General features: G+C 72.7%; 11 protein-coding genes. 10 read left to right on the top strand and 1 reads right to left on the bottom strand.

Annotated features, from left to right (window positions below; genetic code table 11):
- The first annotated feature begins 108 nt into the window (after positions 1 to 108).
- The 3 genes from ABH941_RS29925 (at position 109) to ABH941_RS29915 (ending at position 2657) form a co-directional block, all read left to right on the top strand.
- Positions 109 to 1038, top strand: coding sequence for a proline dehydrogenase family protein (locus ABH941_RS29925; protein ID WP_370132695.1), 930 nt, complete (start codon positions 109 to 111; stop codon positions 1036 to 1038).
- Between the two features lie 111 nt (positions 1039 to 1149).
- Positions 1150 to 1959 carry a pyrroline-5-carboxylate reductase gene (gene proC / locus ABH941_RS29920; RefSeq protein ID WP_370132694.1) on the top strand — a complete coding sequence of 270 codons (810 nt, stop codon included), beginning with the start codon at positions 1150 to 1152 and terminating at the stop codon, positions 1957 to 1959.
- A gap of 47 nt (positions 1960 to 2006) precedes the next feature.
- Positions 2007 to 2657 (top strand): HAD family hydrolase, encoded by a 651-nt coding sequence (locus ABH941_RS29915; protein WP_370132693.1) that lies wholly within the window; start codon positions 2007 to 2009, stop codon positions 2655 to 2657.
- 34 nt (positions 2658 to 2691) lie between these two features.
- Here the strand turns inward: ABH941_RS29915 and ABH941_RS29910 are convergent, their stop codons facing one another.
- Complete coding sequence (locus ABH941_RS29910; RefSeq protein ID WP_370132692.1) at positions 2692 to 4140, bottom strand: M23 family metallopeptidase; 1449 nt, start codon at positions 4138 to 4140, stop codon at positions 2692 to 2694.
- A 175-nt stretch (positions 4141 to 4315) separates the two neighbouring features.
- Between ABH941_RS29910 and ABH941_RS29905 the strand changes: the two genes are divergently transcribed.
- From ABH941_RS29905 to ABH941_RS29875, 7 genes are all read left to right on the top strand, one after another.
- Positions 4316 to 5515, top strand: coding sequence for an MFS transporter (locus ABH941_RS29905; protein ID WP_370132691.1), 1200 nt, complete (start codon positions 4316 to 4318; stop codon positions 5513 to 5515).
- Positions 5512 to 6690: an acetoin utilization protein AcuC gene (locus ABH941_RS29900; protein ID WP_370132690.1), complete on the top strand. Its 1179-nt coding sequence runs from the start codon at positions 5512 to 5514 to the stop codon at positions 6688 to 6690. Before ABH941_RS29905 ends, ABH941_RS29900 begins: the two co-directional genes overlap by 4 nt.
- 70 nt (positions 6691 to 6760) lie before the next feature.
- Positions 6761 to 7633 carry a phosphatase gene (locus ABH941_RS29895; RefSeq protein WP_370132689.1) on the top strand — a complete coding sequence of 291 codons (873 nt, stop codon included), beginning with the start codon at positions 6761 to 6763 and terminating at the stop codon, positions 7631 to 7633.
- Positions 7634 to 7758: 125 nt separating this feature from the next.
- Complete coding sequence (locus ABH941_RS29890) at positions 7759 to 7968, top strand: helix-turn-helix domain-containing protein (protein ID WP_030261033.1); 210 nt, start codon at positions 7759 to 7761, stop codon at positions 7966 to 7968.
- A gap of 257 nt (positions 7969 to 8225) precedes the next feature.
- The gene (locus tag ABH941_RS29885) at positions 8226 to 8324 is read left to right on the top strand and encodes a 30S ribosomal protein bS22 (protein ID WP_003948845.1); all 99 of its coding nucleotides are present in this window, start codon (positions 8226 to 8228) and stop codon (positions 8322 to 8324) included.
- Positions 8325 to 8492: 168 nt separating this feature from the next.
- Positions 8493 to 9590, top strand: a complete 1098-nt coding sequence (locus ABH941_RS29880) for an NAD-dependent epimerase/dehydratase family protein (protein ID WP_370132688.1) — start codon at positions 8493 to 8495, stop codon at positions 9588 to 9590.
- Entirely contained in the window at positions 9587 to 10789 is a 1203-nt protein-coding gene (locus ABH941_RS29875) for a 1-acyl-sn-glycerol-3-phosphate acyltransferase (protein ID WP_370132687.1), read from the top strand. The genes ABH941_RS29880 and ABH941_RS29875 overlap by 4 nt, the downstream gene beginning before the upstream one ends.
- Positions 10790 to 10827 lie beyond the last annotated feature (38 nt).

Here is a 10827-nt window from a genome sequence, read left to right as displayed (position 1 = left end):
GCGCTTCTGCGGAGCCGAACGCCATAGGGGACAACCCTGAGTTTCCCCCCACCGATCCCCGCCCTGCCGTTCCCCTGCTCCCCGCCCGGCCTGACCTACGCTGAGGGGATGCTCACTCGTCAGTTACTGCTGGCCGCGGCCCGCAGTCCGGCCGCCCGCCGGGCCGTGGTGACCGCCCCGCTGAGCAGGTCGCTGGTGCGGCGCTTCATCGCGGGGGAGGACCGCGAGGCCGTGCTCCGGGCCGTCGACCGGCTGATCGTGCGCGGGCTGCACGTCAGCGTCGACCACCTCGGCGAGGACACCGCGGACCGGGCCGGTGCCGATGCCGTGCGGGACGAGTACCGCGCGCTGCTGGCCCGGCTCGGCGAGGCCGGGACCGGGAGCAGGGCCGAGGTCTCGGTGAAGCTCTCGGCGCTGGGCTCGGCCCTCGGGGCGGGAGGCCCGGGAGCCGCGCTGGAGCGGGCCAGGGCGGTGTGCGAGGCGGCAGCGGCGGCCGGCACCACGGTGACCCTGGACATGGAGGGCCACAGCACCACCGACGACACCCTGGCCGCAGCGGCCGAGCTGCGCGCCGACTTCCCGCGGACCGGAGTGGTGCTGCAGTCCTGTCTGCGCCGCACCGAGGGCGACCTCCGGGAGCTGCTGCACGCGGGCTCCCGGGTGCGACTGGTCAAGGGCGCCTACGCGGAGCCGGCCGGAGTCGCCTTCCAGGACAGGGCCGAGGTGGACCGCGCCTATGTGCGCTGCCTGCGGCTGCTGATGGAGGGTCACGGCTACCCCATGGTCGCCACCCACGACCCCCGGCTGATCGCGATCGCGGGCGCGCTGGCGGTACGGGCCGGACGGCCGCAGGGCAGCTACGAGTTCCAGATGCTCTACGGGATCCGCTTCGAGGAGCAGCGCCGGCTGGCCGCCGCCGGGGAGACAGTGCGGGTGTACGTCCCCTACGGCGACGAGTGGTACGGCTACTTCATGCGGCGGCTGGCGGAGCGGCCGGCGAACCTGGCGTTCTTCCTCCGCTCGCTGGGGCACCGCTGACGGCGCCGCTGACGGCACCGTTGACCGCCTGCCGGACGGTTCCGGCCCGGTGTCGGTGCCTGGTGCGAGGATGTGCGCAGCACCGTCGGCACGTTCCGCAGGAGGTCCCCCATGACGCAGCGAGTCGCTGTTCTCGGCACCGGCAAGATCGGTGAGGCCCTGGTCTCCGGGCTGCTGCGGGCCGGCAAGCCCGCAGCGGACGTGCTGGTCACCGCCCGCCGTCCGGAGCGCGCCGCGGAGCTGCAGGAGCGCTACGGCGTGGAGGCGGTCAGCAACGCGGAGGCGGCGAAGGCGGCCGACACGCTGATCCTGACCGTGAAGCCGCAGGACATGGGCGCGCTGCTGGAGGAGCTGGCGCCGCATGTCGCCGCCGACCGGCTGGTGATCTCGGGTGCGGCCGGGGTGCCGACCGCCTGGTTCGAGGAGCGGCTGGCCCCGGGGACGCCGGTGGTCCGGGTGATGACCAACACCCCGGTGCTGGTCGACGAGGCGATGAGCGTCATCTCGGCGGGCTCGCACGCGGGGGAGGAGCATCTGCTCCGCACCGAGGAGATCTTCAAACCGGTCGGCAAGACCCTGCGGGTGCCCGAGTCGCAGCAGGACGCGGCCACCGCGCTCTCCGGCTCCGGGCCCGCGTACTTCTACTTCCTGGTCGAGGCGATGACCGACGCCGGCATCCTGCTGGGCCTGCCGCGCGCGGTCGCCGCCGACATGATCGTCCAGGCCGCGGTGGGCGCCTCGGTGATGCTGCGGGACTCCGGCGAGCATCCGGTGAAGCTGCGCGAGGCCGTCACCTCCCCGGCGGGGACCACCATCGCGGCCATCCGCGAGCTGGAGAACCACGGGGTTCGGGCAGCCCTGCTCTCCGCGCTGGAGGCGGCCCGCAACCGCTCCCAGGAGCTGGCCTCCGGCGGGAAGTAGCGCCTGCCGGACGATCCCCGTTCGCCGGTCGGTCCTAGGGTGGGCGGATGCGCTACGACCTGGTGATCTTCGACAACGACGGCGTGCTGGTGGACAGTGAGCCGATCTCCAACCGGCTGCTCGCGGAGTACCTCACCGAGCTGGGCTTCCCGACCTCGGTCGAGGACTCCTACCGTGACTTCATGGGCGCCGCCGCCCACACCGTCCACGACGTGATCGCCGAGCGCTACGACGGCGCCCGGCTGCACGCCGGCTTCGACGAGGACTTCCACGGGCGGGTCTTCGCGGCGTTCCAGGACAAGTTGACGCCGGTGCCGGGCGCGGCGGACCTGTTGAAGCGGGTGCGGGAGTCCGGGGTGCGCTACTGCGTCGCCTCCTCGGCGCACCACGCCTGGATCCGCACGGCGCTGACCAAGGCCGGGCTGTCCGGCTTCTTCACCGAGGAACAGCTGTTCAGCGCCCAGGACGTGGGCCGGGGCAAGCCCGCCCCCGACCTCTTCCTGCACGCCGCCGCGACCATGGGCGTCGCCCCGGAGCGCTGCGTGGTGCTGGAGGACAGCCCGCTGGGCGTCGCCGCGGCGCGGGCCGCGGGCATGGACGTCTACGGCTACACCGCGCTGACGCCCGAGGCGCGGCTGGCCGGGGCGACCGGGCTGTACCGGGACGCGGGCGAGGTCGCGGAGCTGCTCGGGCTGTAGCGGCAGCGGCCCCGGCGGACCGTCGGTCCGCGATTCAGTCCGCGATTCTGAAGCGGCGGCCGCGCAGCGGGAGGCCCCGCAGTTCGGTGAGCCGGAACGGCAGGCCGGCGCCGCTGCCCGGGGTGGGGTGCGAGGTACGGGTCTCCGCGCGCAGGTGCAGCGAGGGCTCGGCGCCGTCGCCGGAGTTGCCGACGGCGGCGACGACCGTGCCGGCGGTGAGGTGCTGGCCGCGCCGCACCCGGATGCTGTCCTGGCGCAGCCAGGAGAGCACGACCAGGGCCCGGCCCGTGTCGATGGCGATGTGGTTGCCCTCGGGGTGGTCCACGGCGAGGACCTGGGGCGGGTGGTCCGGCAGGCCGTCCACCGCGGTCACCACCACGCCGTCGCAGGGGCTGAGCACCGGGTGGCCGAAGATCGCGTAGCGCTCGTTTCCGGCCGGGGCCAGACCGAGGGCGCGCCGGCCGCGCCACTGCGGCCCGTCGCCGAGTTGCACCAGGTCGACGGCGTGGCGGCGGTGCCGCCCGGACCCGGTGGCCAGGGACTCCTGGGCGTACCTGTTGACGGCGGGGCCGCCGCCCTCGACGACGGTGAAGCAGCCGCCGCGCAGCGGCGAACCGAGGGTCAGCGGGTGGGCGCTGGGGGAGGGGTGGATCGGGCGGCTGCGGTACCGGGTCCATCCGGCCAGGCCGAACACGGCGGCGAAGATCAGCAGTTCGGGGAGGCCCGGAACGCTCCAGGGCAGGCCGGGGCCGAAGACCGGCAGCGCGCGGAGCCCGGCCAGCACGGCGAGGCCGACGGCGACGACGGGGAGCGCGCGGAACCACGGCGGGAGCGCGTGGGTGGGGCCGGTGCGCAGGGCGTACCAGGCGAGGGCCGGAGTGGCGGCGGTGAGCAGCAGCCAGCCGGTGGCCGTGGCACTGACGAAGGGGAGGATCGCTGCCGCGAGCGCCGCGGCCAGGTAGGCCATGACCAGGCGGGTCAGGGCGGTCGCCTGCGGCGTGCGGGGGGCGGTGGGGGTGGTGGGGGCTTGCTGGGGGGTTTCGGGTGCGGCGGCTGCCTGGCTGGGCGCGCAGTTCCCCGCGCCCCTGGGGAGTGCAGGGCTCGGCTCAGCGGATACCAGGCGGGTCTGGGAGGGGACGCCGCCTCGGGCTGTCAGGGCGCCGGGGCCGGTGACCAGGGAGGTGAGGCGGCCGTCCGGCAGGCTTTCGGCCCAGACCGGCTCGGCGCCCTGGGCGAACTGGACCAGGTAGAGCTCGCGGCGGCGCCGTACGCCCCGTACCGCGCCGTGGCGCTCCCGCAGGGCGTCGACCGTCGCCTGGAGCCGGTCCAGCGGCACCCGCTGCAGCAGTTCGGGGCTGAACAGGTCCGGGTCCAGCTGTTCCGCGGTGAAGGCGGTGACCAGGGCCTGGGGCACCGGATCCGCCGGTACGGTGCGGCGGAGCTGGGCCAGCAGCGGTGAGAGGAGTCGGTCGCGGGTGCTCAAGTGATCCTCTTTCTACGGTCGTGCTCTCACCGTAGGTAACGAGTGCCGTACCGAGCGGGAGCGACGCTGGTTGCGGCTTGCGATCTTTTGACGGGAAGGGGTTCCGCAACACAGGGGGAGTCCGTACGCTCACGCCAATCGTCCGGATACCAGTGAGTAGTAAGAGGTGCGACACATGTCGTCAGCAGGGACAACGGAGGCGCCGACGGGGCTGAGCCGCGCGCGGATCGCCCTGCTGGTGAGCTACTTCGCCCAGGGGACGGTGTTCGCGCTCCTGGTCACCCGCATCCCCTCGATCCAGACGCAGTACAAGATCAGCGACGGCATGCTGCCGGTGTTCCTCGCGGCGGTGCCGATCCTGGCCGGGGTCGGCTCCATCTCCATGGAGTGGGTGGTCAAGAAGACCTCGCCGCGGGCGGTGCTGCGGATCGTCCAGCCGCTGGTCTGCCTGACCCTGCTGGGTGTCGGCGCGGGCGACAACCTGGCCGAGGCCGCGGTGGCTCTGGCGGCGTTCGGCCTGATGGTGGGCGGTCTGGACGCCAGCCAGGCGATGTCGGCGGTGGCGCTGCAGCACCGCTACGGCCGCAGCATCATGCAGGGCTTCTACGCCTCCTACAGCCTGGGCGGCATCGTCGGCGCGCTGCTGGCCGCGACCAGGTTCAGTCTGTTCTCGATCTTCGGTACGACGGCCGCGGTGGCGATCGCGGTCGTGGTGGTGGCGAGCGTCTGGTACGCGGGGCCGCACGAGTTGGGCCACGCGGTGGAGGAGGCGGTGGCCGCCGCTGCCCGCTCCATCCCCTGGAAGCCGCTGCTGCCGCTCTGCCTGGCGATGTGCATGGCCTACATCGCCGACTCCACGGTCTCCAACTGGGCCGCCAAGTACATGCAGGACCAGCTGCACACCAGCAGCCACCACTACTCCTACCCCTATGCCGCCTACATGGTGGTCATGCTGCTCGGCCGGCTCTTCGGCGACGGCCGGGTGCAGCGCTGGGGCAGCGCCCGTACGGTCAGCCTCGGCGCGATCGTCTGCGCCGTGGGCTTCGGTCTGGTCGCCGTCGCGCCCGAGGAGTGGACCGCCGTGGCGGCCTTCGCCGTCGTCGGCCTGGGGGTCAGCGTGGTGGTGCCGCAGGTCTTCGCGGCCGGTGGCCGGCTGTTCCCGGGTGCCTCCGACGCGGCCGTGGCGCGCCTCAACATCTTCAACTACGTCGGCTTCCTGGTCGGCTCCCCGCTGGTCGGCGGCATCGCGGTCGGAGTGAACTACCGCTGGGCGATGCTGGTGCCGATGGTGCTGGTGCTGCTGATCCTGCTGGTCGCCAAGTCGTTCGGGGCACCGGCCGTGCAGCTCGCGGAGGCCGATACCGTGGCTGCATGACATCGCACCAGCGCCACCTGGACCTCTTCTGGGACGACGACGTCACCCGCTACGACTTCGGTCCGGGGCACCCGATGGACCCGGTGCGGCTGGCGCTGACGATGTCGCTGGTGCGGGCGTTCGGGCTGGACCGGCTGCCGAACGTCACCGTGCGCTCGGCCCCGGCCGCCGGGGACTCCACGCTCGGGCTGGTGCACGACCCGGACTATGTCGCCGCGGTCCGCGAGGTCGCCCGGACCGGGGAGCCGGACCCGTCGCGCGGGCTCGGCACCGAGGACAACCCGGCGTTCGCCGCCGTGCACGAGGCCTCCGCGCTGATCGCCGGCCTGTCGGTGGCGGGCGCCGAGGCGGTCTGGCGAACCCACGCACGGGCCGTCAACTTCGCCGGGGGGCTGCACCACGCCATGCCGGGCAGCGCCTCGGGCTTCTGCATCTACAACGACGCCGCCCTCGCCGTCGCCCGGCTGCTGGAGCTGGGCGCCGAGCGGGTCGCCTACGTGGACGTCGACGTGCACCACGGCGACGGTGTGCAGCAGGCGTTCTGGGACGATCCGCGGGTCCTGACGATCTCGCTGCACGAGCATCCGCGCACCCTGTTCCCGCAGACCGGCTGGGCCGAGGAGACCGGCGGCCCGGCGGCCGAGGGCACGGCCGTCAACCTCCCGCTGCCGGCCGGCACCGGGGACTCCGGCTGGCTGCGCGCCTTCCACGCGGTGGTGCCGGAACTGCTCGCCGCCTTCCGGCCGCAGGCCCTGGTCACCCAGCACGGCGCGGACACCCATGTCGAGGACCCGCTGGCGCACCTGGCCGTCAGTCTGGACGCCCAGCGGGTGGTGGCGGCCGCCCTGGCCGGGCTCGCGGACGAGCACGCCGGGGGACGCTGGCTGGCGCTGGGCGGCGGCGGTTACGCGGTGGCGGACGTGGTCCCCCGGTCCTGGACCCACCTGGTGGCCATCGCCGCCGGACGTCCCATCGAGCCGGAGCAGGAGACCCCCGAGGAGTGGCGCGCCGACGTCATGCGGCGCACCCGGCAGCACGCCCCGCTGCGGATGACCGACGGTATGCCGGCCACCTGGAAGGACTTCGACGGCGGATACGATCCGGCGGACCGGCTCGACCAGGCCGTGCTGGCGACCCGCAGGGCGGTCTTCCCGCACCACGGGCTGCTGCCCTGAGGGTCCCTGAGGGGTCCTGAGGGGTCTTGAGGGTCTGTCACCGGCCGCCGCCCGCTGGAACACTGGTGCCGTGATCAAAGCCGAGGAGCTCTACGCCCACCTGCTGGACAGCCGTATCGCCGGGCAGGTCGCCACCCCCCGCGAGAACAACCTCAGCAAGTACGCCCACTTCGCCCGCCGCGACCCGTGGGTGCTGCTCGGCCTGGACCCCGAGGGCGAGTGGACCCAGGACGACGTGCTCGAACTGATGGCGCGTCGGGCGGGAGTCTCGCCCGACCGCAACCACCGGCAGGGCCAGGACACCATCGACCCGCAGCTGACCATCGACGCCCTGGACGCCGTCGCCGGCGTGGTGGCCCGCACCGCCGATCGCGGCGGCTCCGTGATGATGGGCACCGGGCACCCCGGGCAGCTCATCGGTTTCCACTCGGCGCTCGGGGATGCGCTGGAGGCCGCCGGATGCGCTGTTCTCACTCCGGCGCACGGGAGTGACTTCCTGATGCACTCGGTTCACGGCGCGCGCTCCTGCTCGCTCGACTACGTGCAGCGGGTGGGAGTCGTGAGGGTGTATGAAGGAGCACCCCCGAGTGGAGTGTCGCCCTCCGCACCAGTGCCCGCGGAAGGCGGCCCGGCCGCCCGGGGCGAGCTCTCCGACCCCGTCCACACCCACTCCCCGCAGCCGGTCCGGATCGCCCTGGCAGCACTCGCCGAGGCTGGTCAGCCCCGTCCTGACCTGCTCATCGGGGACCACGGCTGGGCCTGCGGAGCCGGCCGGCTCGGGGTCACCTCGATCGGCCTGGCGGACTCCAACGACCCGGGGGTGTTCGTCGCCGAGGCGGAGGGCATGGTCGCGGCGGCCGTTCCGCTCGACGACGGTGTGCGACCCGAGTGCTACGAACTACTGAGTGCCTACGTACTGCAACAGGCTGGTATGTCTCGGTAATCTCGGGCCCCTCCCCCCTCTTCCCACTGGTACCACCCGCACCTACTCTGGGTATACGCGTGTGCTGGCTGGAGTCACCGGAGGGGAAGCCGGTGCCCGTCACACGGATAAGGGTCGGTGTTGTCATGGCGTCTGGAGAGCGGCCTCTGAACGAGGTCAACTTCCTCACCGTGGCGGAAGTCGCCTCGGTGATGCGAGTGTCGAAGATGACCGTGTACCGCCTGGTGCACAGCAGTGAGCTGCCTGCGATCCGCGTAGGCCGCTCCTTCCGGGTTCCGGAGCAGGCGGTCCACGACTACCTTCGCGAGTCCTACGTGGGACGGGAGACCGCGTAGGAGCGAGTCGGCCATCCGGTCGGAGCGCCAGAAGCATGCGAGCCAGAAGCATGCGATACAGAAGCACGGTGCAGCGCCAACGACGGTCCGGCCAGGGGTTCCTGCCCCTGGCCGGTCCGCTGCCCGGGAGCCGGATTACGTCCTGAGGCGAGGTTTCGGTACGCTGGTGGCTTACGTCAGTCGTTTGGACCCAGGTCCCGCTCCGCGGGCATGTCCAGCCCGCTTCGGTGGGTTTTGTCCAGTGAGTGAGGGTTTCTATGGGCTCCGTTATCAAGAAGCGTCGCAAGCGTATGGCGAAGAAGAAGCACCGCAAGCTTCTCAAGCGCACCCGCGTTCAGCGCCGCAACAAGAAGTAGGCCCGCAGGGGTTGCCCCGGGTTCCGCCGCTGCCCGTTCCGACATCCGTCGGGGCGGGCAGCGGCGTTGTTGCGCGAGGTGTCGACATTGCCAGGTAACAGGCGACCGGTAGTCTCCACAGGGAGAGGTCGGGGGACCTCCGCGCCGAAGGCGGGAAGGGACTGTCCGTTGGGTAAGGTCGTGCTCGTCACCGGAGTGGCTCGCCACCTGGGGAGCCGCTACGTCCAGGCGATCCGTCGGCAGCCGGGCGTGGACCTGGTCGTCGGCGTCGATCTGCAGCCCTCCGCGCACGACCTCGACGGGACCAGCGATCCGGACGGCCTCGCCGCCCTGGCCGAGTACCTCTTCGTCCGGGCCGACATCCGCCGCCCGACGGTGGCCGGGGTGATCGCCCAGCACGGGGTGGACACCGTGGTGCACCTCAACGTCAGCACCACCGCCCTGGGTTCGACCAGCCGGTCGACGGTCAAGGAGACCAACGTCATCGGCACCATGCAGCTGCTCGCCGCGGCCCAGAAGGCGGCCGGCGTGCAGCGGCTCGTGGTCAAGTCCACGACCAGCGTCTACGGCTCAGCGCCGCGCGACCCGGCGGTGTTCAGCGAGCAGATGCAGCCCAAGGTGCTGCCCAGCGGCGGCTTCGCCAAGGACGCCGTCGAGGTCGAGGGTTACGTCCGCGGCTTCGCCCGGCGCCGTCCCGACGTCGCGGTGTGCGTGCTGCGCTTCGCCAATATCGTCGGCCCGCACGCCGACACCCCGCTCGCCGACTACTTCGCGCTGCCGGTGCTGCCGACCGTGCTCGGCTACGACCCCAGACTGCAGTTCATCCACGAGGACGACGCCGTGGAGGTGCTGCGACTCGCCTCGGTGGAACCGCGGCGCGGCACCACCAATGTGGGCACCTTCAATGTCGCCGGCGAGGGCGTGATGGTGCTGTCCCAGGCGGCGCGGCGGCTCGGCCGGCCCACCGTGCCGATGCTGCTGCCGGCGGTCAGCTGGATGGCCGGGCTGGCCCGGCAGACCAGGCTGCTGGACTTCTCGCCGGAGCAGATGCGGATGCTCACGCACGGGCGGGTGGTCGACACCACCCAGCTCCGCGAGACCTTCGGCTACCACCCCTGCTACACCACCGAGCAGGCGCTGGCCGATCTGGCCCGGAGCGGCAGGCCCGGGCTGCTGCGCCCGGAGCAGCTGGCCGGTTGGACGTCGAAGGTGGCCGCGCAGTTGCGGGTCGCCGCGCTGCCGCAAGGCGGAGGGAAGAAGCGATGAGCTCGGCAAGGGAGCAGGCCGGAACGGCGGGCGGGTCCGCGGAGGACGGCGAGGCACGGGCCAAGGTCATCCCCATCGGCACCGGGCGCGGAGCGCGGTCGGCGCGGGACGGTCGCGGTGCCCGCGGCGGTCGCGGCGCGCAGCGGCGTACCGAGGAGTTGGCGGACCCGACGGTCCTGCCGGAGCCCGCGGTCGAGGCTGAGCCCGCTGTGCCGGCGGAGCCCGGGGCAGGACCGGAGCCCGCCCCCGATGCGGCGACGGAGCGGCCGCCCGGGCGCGGGGTCGCGGACTCGGTGGCCGACGCGGTCGGCCATGCGCTGGCCGGGCCGCTGGGCGGCCTCGCCGGGCGGCTGCTCGGCAGGGGCTGGGAGGAGCGGGCCGCCGGCGGCCTCGGCTTCCTGCGGCGCAGGCTCACCGGGGAGTACGAGGTCGACGAGTTCGGCTTCGACCCGGAGCTCACCGAGAAGGTGCTGCTCAGCGCGGTGCGCCCGCTGGCGGAGAAGTACTTCAGGCTGGAGGTGCGCGGCGCCGAGAACCTTCCGGAGAAGGGCGGCGCGCTGGTCGTCGCCAACCACTCCGGGGTGCTGCCCCTGGACGCGCTGATGACCCAGGTCGCCATCCACGACCACACCCCGACGCAGCGTCATCTGCGGATGCTGGCCGCCGACCTGGTGTTCGTGCTGCCGGGCGTCAACGAGCTGGCCCGCAAGGCCGGCCACACCCTGGCCTGCAACGAGGACGCGCAGCGGCTGCTGGAGCTGGGCGAGATCGTGGGCGTCTGGCCGGAGGGCTTCAAGGGGATCGGCAAGCCCTTCGCCGACCGCTACAAGCTGCAGCGCTTCGGGCGCGGGGGCTTCGTCTCCTCGGCGCTGCGGGCCGGGGTCCCGATCGTGCCCTGTTCGATCGTGGGCGCGGAGGAGATCTATCCGATGATCGGCAACGCCAGGACGCTGGCCCGGCTGCTCGGGCTGCCCTACGTCCCGATCACGCCCACCTTCCCCTGGCTGGGCCCGCTGGGCGCGGTGCCGCTGCCGACGAAGTGGACCATCCAGTTCGGCGAGCCGATCCCGACCGACAGCTACCCGCCGGAGGCGGCGGACGACCCGATGCTGCTCTTCAACCTCACCGACGAGGTCCGCGAGACGGTGCAGCACACCCTCTACAAGCTGCTGGTGCAACGGCGTTCGGTGTTCTTCTAGCGTGTGACGGCTGGAGGCCCGCAGTCAGGACGACTGCG

The sequence above is a fragment of the Streptacidiphilus sp. EB103A genome (assembly GCF_041261405.1).
In the GTDB taxonomy this organism is placed as follows: domain Bacteria; phylum Actinomycetota; class Actinomycetes; order Streptomycetales; family Streptomycetaceae; genus Streptacidiphilus.
This window is presented reverse-complemented; position numbering and strand designations above follow the sequence as displayed.